Here is a 19846-nt window from a genome sequence, read left to right as displayed (position 1 = left end):
GGTTCGGCGGAGGGTGCCGGTCGCACCCGCGGCGAGTGTGACCCGCTCGGAACGACGACACACCCCTCGGTGCCACGCGGTTTGTCACCACCTTCGGAATCCCGGAGCGGCCAGGAGGCCGCTCGGAGTCTCCGGGACCCGTACTGGAACCCGGGATTGAACCCACTCCTGCACTGGGGTCAGGAGTGGTCGCTTGCTCTCCGGGGCGAGGTCGCTCCAGGAGACCGACCCCGCCTCGACGATACTCTCGGGTTCCATCGCTGGGTCGCTCAGCACCAGTCCAGCGGTGATCTCGGGAGGCCGGGACTGCTCACTCGGGACTGGCGATTCACCCACCGGATTCGCCGCGGGTCCTGACGCCGACCCCACGACGATCGAGCCGACCATCCCGAAGAGCTCGTGGGGAGCGCACATGCTGTTGTGAGCCCCTTCCGCCTCGAACGTGTACAGCCAGTACTCGCCGATACTGAGACTCGGGGAGGAGTACGGCGACACGCCGTCCGGAACGCGTCGGGTGTAGCCGAACACTGGGTGGTACGCGTTGATAGAACGCGTTGATAAAGATACGAGCACATACCCCCGCGTTCCCGCGAGTGAAGCGAGCGGGACGCCGGTCGGCAAACGACCGCAGGGAGTGCGCCGACCGGGATTTGAACCCGGGCCATGAGCTTGGAAGGCTCAGGTCCTACCACTAGACCATCGGCGCGTGCCGTCACAGACAACTTCCAGGCCCCCGAATAAGGATGTTACCCTTCGTCGGCGGCCTGGCGATTGCGACACCCGGTCTCATACTGTCGGCTATAACTACGTGAAGATTTTCGACACCCCGGGGTGTCGAAATACGTCACGCGACTATAGCCGACAGTATCAGTCGTCGTCAGCCGGGTCCGCGGCCGGCGTCTCGATCGGCGGCGCCCGCGCCTCCTCGAACCCCGCCGCGGCGGCGTGGACCCGGTCGCCGAGCCCCGGCACCTCGTCGTCGCCGACGGGACCCTCCGCGCGGATCGACGCCCGGTCCCGCGGGAACTCGCGAAGGTCGTAGTGGATGTCGAGGCCGGCCTGGGCGCCCTTCCCCATCGCGACCGGAATCTGATTGTGGCCGGGCGTGATGTCGCCGACGGCGTAGACCCCGTCGACGCTCGTCTCCATACTGTCACCGACCACGACGGTGCCGTCGTTGTTCAGGTTGCACCCGAGTTGGGTCGCGAGGTCGGTGTTGTAATCCGACCCGTACATCGCGAACCCGCCGCGGTACTGCCGGACGCTTCCGTCCTCGAACTCGAACGACTCCAGCCATCCGTCGCCACTCTTGTTCATCCCGGAGATCTCGCTTTCGACGATCCCGACCGGGTGTCCCCGAAGCTGCTCGTCGGTCTCGTCGCTCCACTCGGGGTCCTCGCCGCGGAGGAGGACGTCCACGTCGTCGGTGAAGTTGAGCATAATCATAGCGACGTGCGCGGTCGCCTCACCGGTCCCCATCACGTAGACCGGGCGGTCGACGAACATGTACGCGTCACAGTGAAGACAGTAGTGGAGCCCCTTTCCGGTCCGGGGAACGGGCGGCTCAGGCCGCTCGTCGTTGAATCCGACGCCGAGGACGACCCGGTCGGCCACGAGTTCCGTGTCGTTCCCGCCCAGCCGGAACCGACCGTCGTCGGTTCGTTCAGCGTCGACGATCAGGTCGCGGACAACGTCGCCACCGTAGTCTTCCACCTGCTGTTGTGCCGTCCCGAGGAACTCGTTGCCCGAGACGTCCTCTGTGACTCCGGCCACGTTGTGGGTGTCGAGCATCATCGCCGCGCGGCCGCCCCCGCGGTCAACCACCGCGGTGTCGTGACCGAGTCGCGTCGTGTACAGCGCCGCCTGCAGCCCCGCGGGCCCGCCACCGACGACGACGACCTCGTATTCCTGGCTGTCGTCTACATCGCTCATTATACTCGTAATACTCACCGCGCGAACTTAAATGCAGAGCACGCGTGCGTCGGGCTCGGCCAGCCGCGCCGGACGGCCGAGGGCGTCACTCACCGGGTTCGACCACCGCATAACAGTTGCCGCTCGACACCGCGGTCCCCACCACCACGAGGCCGCTGTCGCGGATGTCCGCCGCAAACTCCGTGGGGTCGTAGATGTGGTAGAACCGCGGGACCGACTCCCCCCCGGGGAGCGTCCACGGGACGGTGGTGTCGAACCCCGAGTCGGCGTCGAAGCGGTCGTGGGCTGTCGCCCACGCGCTCACGAGCGCCCGACCGTCGGGAGCGAGCACCCGCGACAGCTCCGAGAGGCTCGCCACCCGGCGGGACCGCGGGCGGAGGTGATGCAGTGTCGCAACGTACACTGCGACGTCAACCGCGTCCGAGCACACCGGAAGCGACGCCGCGTCGGCCTGGAGTAGGTGTGGCCGCGGGTCGGTCCGGCGGTTCTCGCCCCGCTGCCGAGCCGTCGCGAGGAGTTCCGCACTGACGTCGGCGCCCACGACGCGGCCGACGACTGCCGACAGCGATTCGGCGTGCCGGCCGTTCCCGCAGCCGACGTCGAGCCCGACGCTCGAGGGGCCGCCGGCGTCCCGCGTCGAGCGTGTGACCACCGGCGCGGCACCCCCGGCGAGCGCGTCGGTCGCATCGGCGTCGAGCCGCGACACCGCGTCGCCGGCGTCGGGGCGGAGAAACGCCGTCACCTCGGGCCAGGGGTACGCCCGCGTCGACGCGAAGTGCTCGGCGATCCGGTCGTAGGTTCGCTTGACCGGCGTCTCCGTCGACTCGTCCATGCGCCGGATACACTCCGGGGAGTCAAAGCCACCACGGTCGGCAGTCGGCTGCGAAAGCCCGGTGTTCGTCTCCGTTGGGTCAGAGGAACGCGAACACCGCGTACGTCAGAACGAGGAGGACGGTCGCGTGCTTCACGCCGTCGAAAGCGGTCCCTTCACCCAACTGTCCAGCCACGAGGCCCGAACAGACCCCCTGAATCGCGGCGGCGTGGAAGAACAACACCTCGTAGGCGCCGGTGTCGACCGACCCGACCCCGCCGATAATCCCCGGATCAACGCCGGCCACGCCGCCAACGCCGCCGCTACCTCCGGCGGCACCCCCTGCGGCGCCGGCGGCCTCGATAGCGGGAATGAACGACACGGTCAGCGCGACGATGATGCCGAGGAAGACGAGAAACGACACGTAGATCACAACGAGGTAGGTGAGCATCTCCTGTCTCCGTTCCCGTTCCAGCCGACGGATCTCCTTTGCCTCGTCGGCGGCGATGCGGAGCACCGGACCGATGTCGCCGCTGGCCGCTATCGCGTTCCGGATCAGCGTGACCGACCGCGACACCGTGGGGGTGCCGGTCCGGCGCTCCATCCGCGCGAGTGCCTCACCCACGGTCGCGCCCCACTCGATATCCCGCCACACCCGCTGGATTTCGTCGCCGAGCGGGCCCAGTTCTGCGTCCGAGAGCCGATTCAGGCTCCCAACGATGGTCGCCCCCGCCTCGTTGACGCTCGCCATCCGGTCGAGGAAGTCCGGCATCTCCGCTTCGACCGCACGGAGCCGGCGCTTTTCGATCTCGTGTGCCACGGCGATCCCAAGCAGTGCCACGATCGTGGCCAGAACGACGGGGCCGTCAACGACTTCGATGAGGCCCAGCACCGGCGCCGACGACACCGCTGTTCCACCACGGAGGAGTCGGCCGGCCTCCCCGACCGAGGGGTTGAGCGACAGTAGCACGATCACGAGCCCGATCGGGCCGGTGACCAGAAGCGAGTAGACGGGCCGATCAAGCACCAGCCCCACTGGATCCGAGAGCGTTCGTCGGTACCGTCCGATGCGGTCGTAGGCCGTGAGCCGCAGCCAGTTGTCCGCGTCCGTGCCCGGATCGGGGTTGCGTCCCCGGACGGTGCCGCCGTCGGCCACGCCGCCGACGCCGCCGACGCCGCCGTTTCCAGGCTTGTCGGGTCCGCTGGCCATCCGACCCCGGGGATCCATGTCAGCGCGTTTCTCCTCGCCGGTGCCGCTCCGACTGACCACATCGAGTCCTTCGGTGATGCTATCGACATAGACCACGAACCCGAACGTCGCAAGCGGGATTCCGAGGTAGGTAACGAGCCGGATGACGACGAGGGTGTCCTGGATGACGAGCCCGACCACTACCAGTACCGTGATGAAAAACAGCGGCCCAGCCACTAGCACGGTCACGTACACCTCCGCGAACGTTGAGAGCAGATCCAGGTACTGCCGCTGTTGGGCTTCGACCTCCTCTTGGAACCGCTCATACTGCTCGTGGAGGAACCCCGAGACGCTCTGTCCGGACAACAGGACGCTCGCGAGGTTCTCGGTGAACTCCTCGAGATTCTCGCTGGGGGTTCGGTCGGCGGTCTCTCTCAGCGCGGTGAGCACGTCAGTGCCGAACGCGTCTATGTCCCGGACGGCGACCCCGAGTTCGCGAGCGGCCTCACCGTACACGTCCTGGTTTCGCGAGAGCGTCCGTAACACGGCCTGGAACGGCATCCCCGATCGAGAGAGCGCGTAGACGAACGCGACGGTCCGCGGGAGCGTCGCGTCGATCTCGACGCCGCGAGCGCGGGCCCGCTGGCCGAGGATTGTCCACCGGCCCCAGTAGGTCCCCGCTGCTAACCCCGCTCCGAGCATCGCGCTCGTGACGGCCAAGAGCCCGAACAGGCGCAGCCCCGACAACTCCACGACCGCGAACCGGGTCGCCAGCGGCGCCAACTGCCCCGGAAGCACCCCGGCGATGAGTGCGGGATCAGCCGCGAGCGACCGGAGCACGGCCGCGCCGACGTAGATCCCGTAGACGCTGCCGACCACGCCCGCAACCCCCGCTATGAACAGCGTCTGTGACTGGAACACACGGTGGCTTTCCCCTACGAACGCCGCGCGCATCCGCCGGATCTGGTCGCGGCGCTGGGGAGTCGGCTCCGCGACGTACCCACCGAAAATCGGGAGCGCAAGTCGGGAAACCAGCAGCTCGGCCCGAACACTCACGGGCAGAAGCACCACCGGGACCGCAAGCAGTGTCACGAGGACAAGCGGGAAGTATACGAGGAGATCACCCGCCGCCATCGACTCTAGCCCCCTCGTCGCCGATCACCGACTTCCCGCCGAGGGTCGCGTCCTCTCCGGTGGGCCCGGCGGCCTCGAGTCGGTCCATCACTCGCTCGGGGTTGGTGTAGTATTCGTTGACCAAAGCGGTGAACGCACGGTAGTCGGTGGTCCCGAGGTTCGAGAGGAGTTGGAGGAACCGTCGTCGCCGGCGCATCTCGCGTTTGCGTTCGGTCCGCGTCCAGCCTCGCTCGCGCTGGATCTCGTCAACGAGGGTGGAATCGGACCGGTCGAACGTATCCGACTCGGGGTCCCAGGTGAACGCCCGGGAGTAGTCGAGTTCCCCGGTCCGCTGGTCGATCTCTCCGATCTCGCCGATGGCCTGCGACCGACGGACTCGTTCGCCGCCAACCCGACTGAGCGTCTGGATACAGAGCAGATCCAGCGACTGGACCATCGCCCGCGGCACGTTGATCGGTTCGTTTTCCAACCGGTTGATCACGGTCTCGATCGAGTCGGCGTGCATCGTCGAAAACGTGGTATGGCCCGTGTTCATGGCTTGGAACAGCGTGACCGCCTCGTCGCCGCGGACCTCGCCGACGACGATGAACTCCGGCCGGTGGCGGAGCGCCGATCGCAGCAGGTCGTACATGTCGATGTCGCTCCCCTCGTGGAGGCGTTGCCGCGTGACCGACGACAGCCAGTTGTCGTGGTACAACGACAGTTCCCGGGTGTCCTCGATCGTCAGCACTTTCGCACGCGGCGGAATGAACATCGACACCGCGTTCATGGAGGTGGTCTTGCCCGAGGCCGTCCCGCCGGCGAAGATGAGGCTCTTGTTGTTCTCGATGCAGAGCCAGAGATACGCCATCTCCTCGACGGAGAAGGTTCCGTAATCAATGAGGTCGATCGGGGTGAACGGCTCATCGGCGTATTTCCGGATGGTGAACGCCGACCCACGTGGCGTCACCTCCTCGCCGAGTGCGAGTTCTACGCGCGAGCCGTCCGGCAGCGTGGTCCCGACCACTGGGTCGCCGACACTCACGTGCCGACCGGACTCTTGTGCCAGCCGGATCACGAAGTCGTCTAGGTCCTCGCCGTTGTAGACCACGTTCGTCTCGATGTCGGTGTAGTCGTCGTGGTAGACGAAAATCGGAAGGTCGTACCCGTCACACGAGATGTCCTCGATATGCGGATCGTTCATGAGCGGGTCGATCCGGCCGAACCGACGGAAGTCCCGGGAGAGGTAGTACAACAGCGCGTGGAACGTCCGCATCGATACGTTCACGCCGTACTGTTCGAGAAGCGTCCGAAGCTCCCTGTTGAGCGTCTCCTCGGCGGTTGGCTCCTCGTCGGTCCGGTAGAGGAGCGGATCCCGGATGTCGACCCGAGTTCGAGCGAGAAGCTCCAGCTCGAAGTCGTCGAGTTCGGGTTCAACCGCGTAGTAGTAGTGCTCGCTCTCTTCGTCGTCGTGGGTGATCACGACGTAGGCGTACGGCGCGTTGACCCAGTAGCGATCGACCACCGCCTCGCCCGGCAGTGGCTCGAACTCGGCGAAGATCCCGTCTTCCGGGCGGTACGGCCGGACGTCGAGCGCGGAGCCGCGGAGCACACTCACGAAGCGCCGGAGCCGCGCTTCGAGCCCGCCGAGCGCGCCGTCAGGCCCGTCCCCGGGGTCGTCGGCGACCGCCGTCCCCATCCCCCGGTCCGCCGTCTCCGAAGTGTCGTTACCCGACCTCGTCACGCCCGACGGCGCAGCGGCTGCATCCGCCCCACCGTCGGTCTCGCCTCTTTCGTTGCTCGGATCCATGCCTGCCATCGTTGGTACCCGACGTGATGTCGACGTTCTCGGCGGAGCGACTTATACTGTCGGCCGGACCGCGGAAATCCACCCGGATCCCCGACGCCGACCCGGGACGCCAGCACCCCCGTCGCGGCCGTCCCACCGTGGCTAGCGAACAGCCGGCACGTCGCGTTCCCACACCGGTGTGCCGGACAACCGCTGCTCGGTGTGGGGCGGTGCTCACCGCACACAGGCGGTGGTCCCGCGATTGGGGATACGCCCTCGCCCGAGCAGCGGTCGTCCGTCCGGGGAGAGTGGACCCGCCTGCGCCACCCGACGCTCGTAACCACGTTGCTGTCGCTCGTCGACGTCCGGCCGGAAACCATAGCGCTCCGTGGTTGCACGACGTCACGTCCCGAGCGCTCACTCCCGGTCGACCGTTAATAGGACGCCGCCGAGAATCACGAGAAGGACGACGCCGACCGGGACGGGGACCCCCGGAAATCCCCGCGTCGCGAGCAGATACGTCGCAACACCGAGCACGACGCCCGAGAGTCCGAGCAACCCGCCGAGGAGCCAAACCGGATCGACCGGTCCCGACTCGACCGCGTCCTCGTACCGGTAGTAGACGGTGGCGACCACGACCGCGACGGCGAGCACGCCCGCGCCGGCCGCCCACGTCTGGTACGCGACCTGGATCGACTGGCCGGCCTGGAACGCGGTCGCCGATACCGGATCTGAGACGGCGACCCGCCGCGCCACGGGCACGCCGAACGCGTAGCGGATCTGGACGAACGGGAACCGGACGAAGAGCACCGCGCCGCCGGAGACGCCCGCCGAGTACGTGATGTTCCAGGGCACAAAGGCGGCGAGCCACGTCGACACCACCGCCAGCGCGCCCGCGTACTCCGTGCGAACCCAGGTCATACCTGGCCATCGGGACCGGGTGTGTAAACGCTGCTGGAATCGGTCGGCGGCCCGCGCGCCGGGCTACACAGCGGTTATGCCCGCATTACATAGCATATATTACATACATTTTGATTTGGTACTTTGCGAGCTTCCGATCTCAAGTAACGCGATCTGAACCGAAAATTAATACTGTTATTCTGATCTATACTTAGATATCAACTCTATCCGAGTATTCTCTGTCTCACCGCAGTTCCCGGGGATCCGCCCCGTCATCACTGCGACGACATCGGATGTGAACTCCACGTCGGGGTCGGCAAGCGACTCAACCCACCCTGTTCTGTGATAGCACAGTTTGTTCACTCCGCCGGTTCGGACCCCGGACCGACGGCCGCCTCACTGGAGGTCCGCGTCGACAGGCGGGTCAACGTGGTCCGGTACCGCACTCCGGAACAACCCCTCGCCGATCTCGCGCTCGAACTCGGTCCGCACGTCCGCCAGGAGTGCAGGCTCCGAGAGGAGGTCGTACGCCGCCCCCGCGAGCACTTTCGCCGCGTAGATCGCAGTCTCGTTTGCGAAGTCGCCGTTGGCGGCGACGACCTGCCACGTGTGCGACGGCGCGCCGACGGGCCAGGCGGCCGCCCAGAACTGCGCCACCGGGGTGATCTGGCTCACGTCGCCGACGTCGGTCGACCCGAAGTGGACCTCCTCGGCGTCCATCGCGGGCAGCGGCTCGGCATAGAGGTTCGATCCCCGGACCGTCTCCCGGTGGGACTCGGGGACGTCTTCGGTCCGTGATTCGATCGTCTCCGGGTCGTACGTCTGCTTGAGGTCGCCCGCGAACGCCCGGTCCTCGTCAGAGAACGGGACGGCACCGATCGTTTCGAGGTTGTCCTCAACGACGTCCGAGAGCCGCCGGTTCGGGACGTAGGGGTGACACCCCGTAATGAACTGCCGGTCGACAGCGGTCCGGGTCATCGTCGCCGCGCCGTCGGCGATGTCGTCCACCCAGTCGGTCAACCGGTCGACCTCCGCCCGGTCGGGCGCCCGCACGAAGTACCAGACTGTCGACGTTGCGGGCACGACGTTGGGTGCGCCGCCGCCGTCGACGATCGAGTAGTGGATCCGTGCGTCGTCGGGGACATGCTCGCGCATATACTCCACGCCGCTGTTCATCAGTTGGACCGCGTCGACCGCGCTCCGCCCCGAGGCGGGAGAGTTGGCGGCGTGGGCCGATTCGCCGGTGAACTCGTACTGCAGCGAGTTCATCGCGAGGGTTTCGCCCATGAACGGCGAGGTCAGGTCGCTCGGGTGCCACGCCAGCGCGGCGTCGGCGTCGTCGAACGCTCCCGCGCGGGCCATAAACACCTTACCGACCAGCGTCTCCTCGGCGGGACACCCGTAGTAGACGATGGTGCCGTCAACGTCGCCGGATTCGATCGCCTCCTTGATCGCCAGCGCGCCGCCGAGGCTCCCCACGGCGAACAGGTTGTGACCGCATCCGTGGCCGGCACCACCCTCCTCGATGGGTTCTCTCGTCGCCGACACGGTCTGTGACATTCCCGGCAGGGCGTCGTACTCCCCGAGGATCCCGACCGTCGGGTCTCCATCACCGTACCGGGCCTCGAACGCCGTCGGCATCCCCCCGATTCCTGTAGTCACCTCGAACCCCGCGTCGGCGAGGCACTCGACGAGCAGCGACGAGGATTCCGTCTCCTCGAGCGCCACCTCCGGCATCTCCCAGAGTGTATGGCTCAGCGACAGCAACCGGTCCCGGTTCGAGGACACCGTCTCGATAACGTCCCGCTTCTCCATAGCGCACCTTCGCAAACATAGTTGAAATATCTTTCGCAGAATTTAATATCGAACGTTCGGTCAGGCTCCGACTCACGTCGACCGCGGGGCGGGCACTCGAGTCACACCTGCGGCATCACTTCGTCCGCGAACAGCTCCAGTCCGGTCGTCTCCGGGAAGTCGACGAACTCGACGATGACCTCCTCGAAGCCCAGTTCCCGGTACGACCGCAGTTGCTCGCAGACCTCCGCGGGGGTGCCGACGAGGGCGGCGCCGCCCGACCCGGCGTGGTCCCCGCTAAACCGTGGGGCCTCCTCCAACAGCGCCTGGACCTCGGCTTCGGTCTCGCGGACGATACACCGGGCGAACCACGATTTCTCGATCGCATCGAACGGGCGGTCGGCGGTCTCGCAGTGTTCCCGCAGGACGCCGAGTTTCCGCTCCATTTTCCCGAGGCTCCCGTAGTAGTTCCAGGTGTCGGCGTACTCCGCGGCCATCCGGAGCGTGATCTGCTCGCCGCCGCCACCGATCATGATCGGCGGATGCGGGTCCTGTACCGGGTGCGGTTTGCAGATGGCGGCCTCGAGGTCGTAGAACTCGCCGTCGTGCGTGACCTCGTCCTCGGTCCAGAGACGTTTCATCACCTCGATGGTCTCTCTCATCTCACGGAGTCGGGCCGGGGCCGACGGCCACTCGTAGCCGTAGGCGGTCGCCTCGTCCGCCTTCCACCCCGCGCCCATCCCGAGTTTGACCCGGCCGCCGGAGACGACATCGAGCGTGGCGACCGTCTTCGCCAGGAGCGGGCCGTGGCGGAGGTGGTTGTTGATGGTCTTCGGGTAGAGCGTCACGTCGTCGGTGGCCCCCGCCAGCCCGGTGACGGTGGTGAGACACTCGGTCGTCGGTCCAGACCCGGTCATGATGTGGTCCGGCACGCCGAGGCTGTCGTAGCCGAGCGCTTCGGCGGCCCTGCCGAACGCCCGCTGGTCCTGCCAGTCGATGTGGTCGCAGAACGGCAGCGACGTGTGTTCGGAGTCGCCGCCGCTCGTCGGCACGTTCACGCCGTAACGAATGCTGTGAGTCATGGTTGTCTTGTCGTCGGCCTCAGGCGTCGCCGTCCGACACCGGGTAGAAGCACGCGACCTGTCGTCCGTCGTCGAAGTCGTCGAGCGCCGGCTCCTCGGCGCTACACCGGTCCGTGGCGTACTGACACCGGGTCCGGAACCGACACCCGCTCGGGAGGTCGACGGGGTCGGGCACGTCACCCCGGATGTCGCTCGCGGTCCGCTCGGTCCCCACCCGGCCCTGCTCGGGGTCGGCCATCGGCACCGACTCGAGCAACGCCTCGGTGTAGGGGTGGGCCGGATCCCGGATCACCGACCGGGTTGGCCCCAACTCCACCACGTCGCCGAGGTACATGATCATCGTCCGGTCGGCGAGGTAGTTGATCGTCGAGAGGTCGTGAGAGATGTACATCATCGTCAGGTCCCGCTTCTTCTGGAGGTCTTCGAACAGGTGGAGGATCTCCGTACGGATGCTGACGTCCAGCATCGACACCGGCTCGTCAGCCACCAGAAACAGCGGGTCGACCACCAGCGCCCGTGCGATGCTGACTCGCTGGCGCTCCCCGCCGGAGAGCTCCGCCGGGAGTTTGTCGAGGTACGCCTCCGGCGGCGAGAGCCCCGCGTCCGAGAGCGCCTCCCGGACCCGCTCGTCGCGTTTGACTGCGTCGCCGATTCCGTGCACGACGAGCGGCTCTTTGACCGTCTGCGACACGGTAAACCGAGGGTTCAGCGACTCGTACGGGTCCTGGAACACGATCTGACACTCCCGGCGGAACGCCTTCCGTTCGGCCTTGGAGTAGTCGCTGACGCTCGTGCCCCGGAACTGGATGTCGCCGCCGGTGGCTTGCTGGAGCAACACGAGCAGCTCTCCGAGCGTGGACTTCCCGCACCCCGACTGGCCCGCCACGCCCACGATCTCCCCGCGGTTGATCTCGAAGGAGACGTCGTCCACGGCCTTGAGAGACTTCGGCTCCCCCAGGAAGTTCAGGTTGAACAGGCCATCGTCGTCCCGCACCGGGTAGTACTTCCGGAGGTCTCGGACCCGGAACAGCGGCTCGGCGCTCATCGGTCGGCCCCCTCGGTCCAAGTGTCCTCGCGACTGCTCTCCTCGCGGAACCTCGCCGCCTGGTCGGTGTAGTGACACCGGGCCGTGTGGCGGTCCCCGACCCCTTCGACCGGCGGCTCCCGGGCACACGCTTCGGTCTCGAAGGGACACCGTTCGGCGAACCGGCACCCCTCCGGCGGGGTGACGAGGTCCGGCGGCGTCCCGGGGATGCTGACCAGTCGCTCCGGGTTGTCGGCGAGTGAGGGGAACGCGTTGGTCAGCCCCATCGTGTAGGGGTGGGCGCTGTTGTTGAACACGTCGACCGTGTCGCCGACCTCGACCAACTGTCCGCCGTACATCACGCCGGTGCGGTCCGCCACCTCGGCGACCACGCTGATGTCGTGGGTGATGATGATCATCGCACTCCCCAACTCCGACTGCATGTCCTGGATGAGCGTGAGGATCTCCTCTTGGGTCACGACGTCCAGCCCAGTGGTGGGCTCGTCGGCCACGATCAGCGGCGGCTCGAGCGCCAGCGCCAGCGCGACCACAACCCGCTGGCGCTGCCCGCCCGACAGCTCGTGTGGGTAGTCGTTGAGGCGACCCCGGCCGATCCCGACCTTCTCGAGCATGTCGCCCGCCCTGGTCCGGGCTTCGGCCTTCGAGTCGTCGGTGTGGGCGCGGATGATCTCCACGAACTGCGCGCCGACCGTGTACACCGGATCCAGGGCGTTCATAGCGTTCTGGATGATGTAGGATATCTCCGCCCACCGAACCGACTGCCACTCCGACTTCGACAGCTGCGTGAGGTCGCGCCCGTCGAACTCGATCTCGCCGCCGACCACTCGTCCGTTCCCGGGGAGCAGGTTCAGGATGGTCTTCATGAGGGTCGTCTTCCCGCACCCGCTCTCGCCGACGATTCCCAGGATCTCCCCGGCTTCGAGCTCCATGTCGACCGACTCGACCGCCCGAAGCGGCCCGTCGTCGGTCTCGTATTCGGTCGAGACGTCACGGAGTTCGAGCAGGCTCACAGCTCGAACCTCCCGCTGTCGGGGCTCGTGATCCCCTCAACCACCCGCGAGAGGTAGAAAAACGAAAGCACCAACAGCGTGATGCTGATCCCGGGCGGCAGCACCCACCACCACGCCGACCGGATGGCGCCCGAGGAGAAGGTCAGTTCGAGCATCGTCCCCCAGCTCGTCACGTCGGTGGCTCCGAGTCCCAGGAACGAGATCCCGGCCTCCAGCGTGATCGAGAACGCGATGATGATGGTGGTTTCGATCATGATGAGCGGAAGCAGGTTCGGCAGGATGTGGACCGTGATGATCCGGAAATCGCTCGCACCGGTCGCGCGCGCGGCCTTCACGAACGGCCGCTCGGCCAGCGACAGCGTCTCCGAACGCACCACCCGCGCCATCGTCCGCCAGAGGATGAACACCATCGCGAGGACGATGTTCGTGAGCGAGGTGCCGAAAAACAGCACCAAAAGCAGGATGAACGGCGTCGCTGGCACCCCATACAGCGTGTCGACGACCCGCATCAACACCAGATCGACGTTCCCCTTGTAGTAGCCTGCGACCACACCGACGCTCGTCCCGATGGCCATCACTGCGAGCCCCGAAACGAGGCCGACGATCAGGGAGACGCGGGACCCGTACACCCACTGGCTGAAGACGTCGCGGGACAGTGCCGTGGTGCCGAAGGGGTGTTTTAGCGACGGTTCGAGCAGCCGCTGTGCCTGGCCGTTGATCACGAACTCCCGCGTCGGATCGTACGGCGCGATCAGTGGGGCAAACACCCCCAAAAAGACGAAGAACCCGAGCACGCCCGCGGCGAGCACCGCGGACCGTTGAGCGCGGAACTCATCAAGGAGGGTGGTAGCCACCCGTCGGTACCGCCGGAGGGTCGCACGCCGGGTCTGCGAGAGTTCGATCGGTAGTGTGTTTGAGCTCATATATTCACTCCGTTGCGCTCGTGCGTGGGTCGACGTACACCGACAGCGCGTCGGCGAGGAAATTCATAAAGATGATGATGGCTGCGAGCAGGAAGAACGTGCTCTGTGCGAGCGGAAAGTCCTGCGCCAAGGTCGCGTTGAACATCATCTGGCCCAGCCCCGGCCACGAGAACACCGTCTCGATGACCACGGAGCCGCCGAAGGCGAACCCGAGCGACACCGCGGCGTAGTGGAGCACCGGGAGCAAGGCGTTGCGAGCGGCGTGGCGGTAGAGGATCGAGAAATCTGACAGCCCGGCGGCCCGCGACAGTTGGATGAAGTCCTCGTCGAGCGTGTCGATCATATTGTTCCGCATCGTGAGCGCGGGCACACTCAGGAAGTACAGCGTGGTGACCACTAGAGGCAACACCAAGTGGTGCAGGAAGTCGACCGACAAGTACCCGCCCCAAAAGGAGTCGGCGACGAACGTCACGCTGTGGATCCCGCCGGACGGCACCCAGTCCAGCCGGAACGAAAACACCATGATCGCCAGCAGCCCGGTCCAGAACACCGGCGCGGCGTACATCATCAACACCACGGCGGTGCCGTAGATGTCGACGCTCGTGTCCCGGCGGGACGCCAGATACGCGCCGACGAGACTCCCGATGAGGTACGCCAGGATGACCGCCGTCGCGGTCAGTGCGAGGGTGTTGACCAGTTTCGGGACAATCAGCGACGACACCGGCTGGTTGAACTGGAACGAGACGCCGAGGTTCCCGGTGAGCAGGTTCTCCATGTACAGCAGGTACTGGACGGAAAGCGGTTCGTTCAGCCCGTACTGCGACGCCAGTTCCGCCCGCGCCGACGCCGACATCTGGGGGGCGATGACCGACGTGGTCGGATCCCCCGGAAGCAACCGGAACGCGAAAAACAGCGCGGTCGCGACTACCCACAGCGAAAACAGCGAGAGGCCAGCCCGCTTGAGCAAGTAGCGGAGGCGCTCCTGATTCATAGATCCCCGGACTCACTCTTTGGGCATCAGGAGGTTCCCGTCCTCGTCCCAGCGGTAGCCGGCCGCAAAGAGGATATCGCGGGCCTCTCCGGCGCCGCCGTCGTAGGTCGGAAGGTCGGGGTTGTGCCAGAACTCGTTGGCCGGGGCGATCGGTCCGTTCTGGATGTCGGCCAGTCCGTCGTAGACGATCTCCGCGGCGCGTTCGCGGTCGGTGGCGTGCGACGCCGCGATCCGGAACTGCTTGTCGCTGAACGGCCGCCGGTCGTTGTTCATGTAGATGGCTTTCCAGCCGTGCTGGCTGACGTTTTCGGCGCCGATCCCGCTTTGGCCTTTCACGCGGTTGTACTGGGAGGCCTGCAGCGACTCGACGAACGACGCGTCGCCGGACTCGACGTCGCCCAGCGCGGCGGCTTTGCCGCCATACTTGCTCCAGATGAACGCGTTGATGTCGAAATCCGCGAAGTGGTCGTCGTAGACCTGCCACACGACGCGGTCCGACTGGCTGAAGTCCTGGACGGTGAACGGCCCGCTGCCGATGTACTCGGTGTCCTGGTACTCGCGGGGGTGTTCGAGCCCCTCCCGCTCGGGCAGTCCGTCCCAGATGTGTTGGGGCATGATAAACAACAGCGAGAGGTCGACGCCAATGAACGACGCTCGCGGCTGTGAGAGGGTGAACCGGACGCCGTTCGAGCCGGTGACCTCCACCGACTCGATGTCGGTGTAGAACGACTGCATGTACGGGACCTTCCACTCCTGGAGGTATTCGATGGTGAACTTGACGTCCTCGGGGGTGACGGCCTCGCCGTCGTGCCAGGTCATCCCCTCGCGGAGGGTGACGTCGACCGTCTGGGGGTCGACCGCGTCCCAGTCGGTGGCAGCCCACGGCTGTGGCTGTCCCTTCGGGCCGAGCCGGATCAGTCGGTCGTACACCATCTTCAGCCCCATCAGGTCGCCGCTTTTCGTCGGCGCCATCGGATTAAGGGTGGCGGGGAACAGGTTACCGGCTTTCACCGCCGCCTGGACGTCCCCGGTGGGCGTCATGCTCTGTAGATTCCAGACCTGCGTGAAGTTCTGGTCGCCGATCTGGTTGGTGTAGTTCGACCAGTTGTCGGTGTTGGTCGCGGTCAGGGCGTCGGCGGCGAACAGGAACACCACCGGCTGATCCTCCGCGAGGATCTGCTGTGCCTCGTAGGCGAGTTCCTGCCGGCGGTCGCGGTCGGTCTCACGCTGGAACTCGCCGACGAGGTCGTCGTAATCGGGGTTGGTGTAGTTCGGCGTATACAGCCCGCCGTCCGTGGTGAACGCGTTCAGGAACGTCGTCGGGTCGATCCGCGAGGGCTTCCCCGACCACCCGGCCATGTTCACGTCGTAGTTGACGTCGACCCAGTTGCCGAAGATCTTGTTGACCTCGCCGATTGTCACGTTCGCGTCGACCCCCAGCTTCTCGACCCACTGGTCCCGGAAGAGGAACGTCCACTCGTAGCGCTGCGGCAGGAGGCTCCGGGTGTAGCTCTGGATCTCGATTTCCACCCGCTCGAACTCGTCCAGTTCCGAGCCCGTGACAACGCGCTCGTCCGAGGCCGTCTGTTTCTCCGGCGTATCGGTACTCCCCCCGGTCGACCCCGAAGAAGTCCCAGTCGACCCGCCACCGTCGCCCCCTGTACAACCCGCCAACCCCGACAGCCCGATCGCGCTCAGGCCGGCAGTCCGGCGCAGGAACCGTCGCCGTGAAGTATCCATTGGTACGGCATCACAGAGAACTAACACATATATAAAACCTCGCTAAGCGGTACCGTAGACCGGTGCCTCCGGGCGTAAGTTTATTTACTGGTACTCCGACCAGCGGGTATGGATTCCCCAGCAGCGCCGAGAGGCGACTACCCGGTTCTGGGTCGGGACGTCGACGGCCACCCGTTGGTCTATCTGGACAACGCGGCAACAACGCAGACGCCCGCACAGGTGCGAGAGGCACACGACGAGTTCTACCGGCGGTACAACGCCAACGTTCACCGCGGGATCCACACGCTGAGCCACGAGGCGTCGATGGCGTACGAGCGGGCCCACGACCGGGTCGCGGCGTTCGTCGGTGCCGCCGGTCGCGAGGAGATCGTGTTCACCAAGAACACCACGGAGGCGATCAACATCGTCGCACACTCACTGGGAGAGACCGTGCTCGACGAGGACGCTACAATCGTCACAACCGAGATGGAGCACCACGCCTCGCTGGTCACGTGGCAACAGATCGCCGAGCGGACCGGTGCCGGGATCGAGTTCATCCGTGTCACCGACAACGGCCACTTGGACATGGACCACGCCCGAGCGGTCATCGACGACAGCACGGCGCTGCTGTCGGTCGTTCACGTCTCGAACGTGCTGGGGACGGTCAACCCCGTTGCGGAACTGGCGGCGCTCGCTCACGACCACGACGCCTCCGTGCTCGTCGACGGCGCCCAGTCGGTTCCCAACCGCCCGGTGGACGTCTCGGCGCTCGACGCCGACTTCCTCGCGTTCTCCGGCCACAAGATGGCCGGCCCGACCGGGATCGGAGTGCTGTACGGCAGCGCACACCTCCTCGAGGAGTTGCCACCGTTTCTCTTCGGCGGGGAGATGATACAGAACGTTACCCTCTCGGAGTCGTCGTGGAACGAACTGCCGTGGAAGTTCGAGGCGGGGACCCCGCCGATCGCCGAGGGGATCGCGCTCGCGGCGGCAGTCGACTACCTCGAAGAGATCGGGATGGAAACGATCCAGGCCCACGAGAACGAACTCGCACAGTACGCCCTCGAACGGCTCGAAGCCCGCCCGAACGTCGAGACGTACGGCCCACCGCCGGGCGTCGACCGGGCGGGGCTCGTGTCGTTCAACGTGGGAGACGTCCACGGCCACGACCTCTCGTCGATTCTGAACGACCGCGGGATCGCGGTCCGCGCCGGGGATCACTGCACCCAGCCGCTGCACGACGTGCTCGACGTGCCGGGGTCGGTCCGGGCCTCGTTCTACGTTTACAACACCACCGCGGAGATCGACCGGCTGCTCGACGCCATCGAGGACGCGGAGCCGAAACGGGACGCACACGTCCGGGAAAACTACCACGACCGCATCGTCGACCACTTCGAGCGCCCGCGCGACGGCGGCGTTCCGGGGTCGCATTCGTTCGTCGTCGCCGCCGACGAGACGAGCTGCGGCGACGACGGGGAGTTCGCCGTCTCCGTCGACGCCGCCGGCCGGATCGACGGGGTGGAGTACAAAAGCGAGAGCTGTGCGGTGAGCACCGCGGTGGCGAGCCTGCTCTCGGAGTACCTCCAGGGTCGTCGGGTCGACGACGTCGGATCCCTGGAGGCGGAGCTCACGGCGGTACTGGACGACGAATTTCCCGAACTCCGCCGGGACTGCGTCGTCGGCCCCATCGAGGTCATCCAGCACGGCGTCGCGGAGTACCTCGCCGAATCAGCCGCGCCGAACGCGTAGTGCGGAGCGTCGACGCCGGCGAGGGCTGCCGGAACCGACGCACCGAGTCGCCTCACTCGTGGCGGGACACGAACGATTCGACCACCCGTGTCGCGCGGTCGAGCGCGTGCAACAGCCGGTTGCGGCCCCGCCGCAACGACGCCTCCGCGAACCGGCGCTCGCGCCCGGTCAGGTCCGGGATGTCCTCGGCCACCCGGAGCGACGGGAGCCGGTCGTGTGGGGCTGCGGGCTCCTGCTCGTACGGTTCGTCGTCGGTGTACAGCGCGGGTGTGAGCAGGTTCGAGAGCCGAACCTGGAGGTCCTCCGCGTCGGCTGCGACGGCCTGGTCCCCGACACGAGCCTCGATGAGTCGGGTCGCGTCGTCGAGCGCCGTCCGGAGCGCCTCCAAGGAGTCGTACTCGTCGGCAAATGTGACCGCGTCTCCGGCCGTCGACCCGATTTCGTCGAGCACCGCCCGGACGTCCGCAACCGCCGCCCGGAAGTCGTGTGGTGGAACAGGCGACTCACAGATCCGGGCCGCCAGCGTGAGATACAGCCGCGTCTCAGCGGCTAACACGTCGATATCGACCTTGTCGCGGGTGTCCTCTGAGGTGTGCCACCACCACCCTCCGCCGATCGGCCCGCCGTGGTCGGTCTCCGGAGGGAGTCGGGCGCCCGAGAGAAGCGAGCTCAACCCGGTCCCCCAGAAGGACTGATCGGAGTTCCGGGCGGGACGATCCCCGCCAAGGTAACTCTCCGCACCGTCGCCGACGCCGAGATCTGTCGCCGCCGCCATCGCGTCGAGGTGTTCGTCGCCGAGCTCTGCCATGTGCTGGTACCAGAGCGTGTCCGCCCCCTGCAACCCGAGCAGGTCGAGGTGGAGGTACGCCAGCCCGTTGTCGCGGAGGTCGAGCCAGTTGTCGTCGGCGTACCGGGCGCTGCCCGCGTACCGGCCGGTGGAGTGGGCCGGCCAGAACCCGAACCGCACGCCCCGCCGGAGGGGGCGGTCCCGGGTCGACAGCACCCGAGCCACCTCAAGCGTTGCCGCTACCGCGGTCGCGTTGTCGGTCATTCCCTCGAACCACGAGTCGATGTGGTTGCCGATCAACAGGAACCGGTCGCTCTCCCGGCCGTGGATCCGGCCGACGGGACACGGCAGCGTCGCCAACTCGGTCCGAACGTCGGTTGCGACCGTGAGTTCGACCGGGCCCGCCGCCACCTGCTCGCGGAGCCACGCACCGTCGGTCGCGGTGACCTCAACCACCGGAAGGTTCGGAAGCCGGTCGGCGGTCGCTCGGCTCGGCGTCCCCCAAACCGGGGTGACGATCCCCTGATACAGGTGCTCCGAGGGGGACTGACACACCAGGGCTTCCGCCCCCGCCGCCGCCGCCTCCTGGACGACTGTGGGGCGCGGAAGGCCCTCCGCGAGCAGGATCTTCCCCTCGGCCGGCGCTTGACCGCCGTCGGCGTCGTTGAGCCGGTCGCGCGTGACCACCGGGCCACTGACGCCCGAGTCAGGGGTGCTCGCCCCGAAAGAGACCGTGATGGCGTCAACCGGTCGACGGTCCGGCGCCGTCACCGTCACCGACGCGCTCTCGGGGACGCTCACCAGCGTCTCGTACTCGTGCAAAGTCGCGTCGACGCCGTACTCCCGGAGCGTGTCGACGACGTACGTCGCGGCCCGCCGCTCGTCGGCGGATCCCGAGACCCGCGTTAGCCCTTCAAGGGCGTCGACGTGGCGGTTGAGCTCGGCGGGGTCAACGCGCTCACGGAGCGTTCGTTCCGTCTGCCGGTCGGTGACGTCTAGCATTCGCTCGGAG

The 19846-nt window shown here is 66.7% G+C and carries 15 protein-coding genes and 1 tRNA gene; 1 reads left to right on the top strand and 15 read right to left on the bottom strand.

Annotated elements, in window-relative coordinates:
* Positions 1 to 84: 84 nt before the first annotated feature.
* From IEX72_RS03770 to IEX72_RS03705, 14 genes are all read right to left on the bottom strand, one after another.
* On the bottom strand, positions 85 to 528 hold the full coding sequence (locus IEX72_RS03770) for a cupredoxin domain-containing protein (protein WP_188786053.1): 444 nt from the start codon (positions 526 to 528) through the stop codon (positions 85 to 87).
* A gap of 107 nt (positions 529 to 635) precedes the next feature.
* Positions 636 to 706 (bottom strand) — tRNA-Gly (locus tag IEX72_RS03765).
* A gap of 161 nt (positions 707 to 867) precedes the next feature.
* A complete protein-coding gene (locus IEX72_RS03760) occupies positions 868 to 1932 on the bottom strand; it encodes an NAD(P)/FAD-dependent oxidoreductase (protein WP_188786052.1) in 1065 nt (354 codons plus the stop codon).
* An 85-nt stretch (positions 1933 to 2017) separates the two neighbouring features.
* Entirely contained in the window at positions 2018 to 2764 is a 747-nt protein-coding gene (locus tag IEX72_RS03755) for a class I SAM-dependent methyltransferase (protein ID WP_188786051.1), read from the bottom strand.
* A gap of 79 nt (positions 2765 to 2843) precedes the next feature.
* Positions 2844 to 5066: a type II secretion system F family protein gene (locus IEX72_RS03750; RefSeq protein WP_188786050.1), complete on the bottom strand. Its 2223-nt coding sequence runs from the start codon at positions 5064 to 5066 to the stop codon at positions 2844 to 2846.
* Positions 5053 to 6744: a type II/IV secretion system ATPase subunit gene (locus tag IEX72_RS03745; protein ID WP_394354591.1), complete on the bottom strand. Its 1692-nt coding sequence runs from the start codon at positions 6742 to 6744 to the stop codon at positions 5053 to 5055. Before IEX72_RS03745 ends, IEX72_RS03750 begins: the two co-directional genes overlap by 14 nt.
* A 507-nt stretch (positions 6745 to 7251) precedes the next feature.
* Positions 7252 to 7755, bottom strand: a complete 504-nt coding sequence (locus IEX72_RS03740) for a DUF7549 family protein (protein WP_188786049.1) — start codon at positions 7753 to 7755, stop codon at positions 7252 to 7254.
* A 375-nt stretch (positions 7756 to 8130) separates the two neighbouring features.
* On the bottom strand, positions 8131 to 9549 hold the full coding sequence (locus IEX72_RS03735) for an amidohydrolase (protein ID WP_188786048.1): 1419 nt from the start codon (positions 9547 to 9549) through the stop codon (positions 8131 to 8133).
* A 101-nt stretch (positions 9550 to 9650) separates the two neighbouring features.
* Positions 9651 to 10610: an LLM class flavin-dependent oxidoreductase gene (locus tag IEX72_RS03730; RefSeq protein ID WP_229663727.1), complete on the bottom strand. Its 960-nt coding sequence runs from the start codon at positions 10608 to 10610 to the stop codon at positions 9651 to 9653.
* Between the two features lie 19 nt (positions 10611 to 10629).
* The gene (locus tag IEX72_RS03725; protein WP_188786047.1) at positions 10630 to 11655 is read right to left on the bottom strand and encodes an ABC transporter ATP-binding protein; all 1026 of its coding nucleotides are present in this window, start codon (positions 11653 to 11655) and stop codon (positions 10630 to 10632) included.
* A complete protein-coding gene (locus tag IEX72_RS03720) occupies positions 11652 to 12665 on the bottom strand; it encodes an ABC transporter ATP-binding protein (protein ID WP_188786046.1) in 1014 nt (337 codons plus the stop codon). The genes IEX72_RS03725 and IEX72_RS03720 overlap by 4 nt, the downstream gene beginning before the upstream one ends.
* The gene (locus tag IEX72_RS03715) at positions 12662 to 13588 is read right to left on the bottom strand and encodes an ABC transporter permease (RefSeq protein WP_188786045.1); all 927 of its coding nucleotides are present in this window, start codon (positions 13586 to 13588) and stop codon (positions 12662 to 12664) included. The genes IEX72_RS03720 and IEX72_RS03715 overlap by 4 nt, the downstream gene beginning before the upstream one ends.
* A gap of 4 nt (positions 13589 to 13592) precedes the next feature.
* Positions 13593 to 14579, bottom strand: coding sequence for an ABC transporter permease (locus tag IEX72_RS03710; RefSeq protein WP_188786044.1), 987 nt, complete (start codon positions 14577 to 14579; stop codon positions 13593 to 13595).
* 12 nt (positions 14580 to 14591) lie between these two features.
* On the bottom strand, positions 14592 to 16319 hold the full coding sequence (locus IEX72_RS03705) for an ABC transporter substrate-binding protein (protein WP_188786043.1): 1728 nt from the start codon (positions 16317 to 16319) through the stop codon (positions 14592 to 14594).
* Positions 16320 to 16427: 108 nt separating this feature from the next.
* Between IEX72_RS03705 and IEX72_RS03700 the strand changes: the two genes are divergently transcribed.
* The gene (locus IEX72_RS03700; protein ID WP_188786042.1) at positions 16428 to 18047 is read left to right on the top strand and encodes a SufS family cysteine desulfurase; all 1620 of its coding nucleotides are present in this window, start codon (positions 16428 to 16430) and stop codon (positions 18045 to 18047) included.
* Positions 18048 to 18099: 52 nt separating this feature from the next.
* On the opposite strand, the gene IEX72_RS03695 is transcribed toward IEX72_RS03700, so the two are convergent.
* On the bottom strand, positions 18100 to 19836 hold the full coding sequence (locus IEX72_RS03695) for a M28 family peptidase (protein ID WP_188786041.1): 1737 nt from the start codon (positions 19834 to 19836) through the stop codon (positions 18100 to 18102).
* Positions 19837 to 19846 lie beyond the last annotated feature (10 nt).

Source organism: Halobellus salinus (assembly GCF_014646875.1).
In the GTDB taxonomy this organism is placed as follows: domain Archaea; phylum Halobacteriota; class Halobacteria; order Halobacteriales; family Haloferacaceae; genus Haloquadratum; species Haloquadratum salinum.
This window is presented reverse-complemented; position numbering and strand designations above follow the sequence as displayed.